The sequence below is a fragment of the Vibrio sp. OPT46 genome (assembly GCF_015163535.1).
GTDB classification, from domain to species: Bacteria; Pseudomonadota; Gammaproteobacteria; order Enterobacterales; family Vibrionaceae; genus Vibrio; species Vibrio alginolyticus.
In genome coordinates, this window is record NZ_JADDYG010000745.1 from 1 (window position 1) to 371 (window position 371).

Sequence of the window (371 nt, forward strand, 5' to 3'; positions counted from 1 at the left end):
GCCTTGTAGATATCTTACAACAGACTCTTCAAAACCGGCGTCCCAACAATCACTGTAATAACTATGTTTACCTTTAATCGTTATATTTGGGTTCGTAACAACTTCATGTAGCAAAGTCACCTTAGACCAATGCTTAGTTTTCATGAATACTCCTATAAATACTATCTAATAAAACACTGTAGATAGTATGTATCTAAATAAGCTCTAATAATTACGTAGTGCCTATTACCACTAAAATTTACTTCACCACTGAGCTAATAATATGGTAAGCAGCCTCTACTCTTTCTGCATTAGGGTAGTTTTTATTCGCCAGAATCACTATGCCTATTTTTTCAGAGGGTACATACGCGACATATGCCCCAAAGCCACCT

The 371-nt window shown here is 36.1% G+C and carries 1 protein-coding gene and 1 pseudogene; both read right to left on the minus strand.

Annotated features, from left to right (window positions below):
• Nucleotides 1–144 (minus strand): annotated as a pseudogene (locus tag IQR33_RS26705) (antibiotic acetyltransferase); the annotation flags it as partial.
• Nucleotides 145–238: 94 nt separating this feature from the next.
• On the minus strand, nucleotides 239–319 hold the full coding sequence (locus IQR33_RS36100; RefSeq protein ID WP_416222700.1) for a hypothetical protein: 81 nt from the start codon (nucleotides 317–319) through the stop codon (nucleotides 239–241).
• Nucleotides 320–371: the final 52 nt, after the last annotated feature.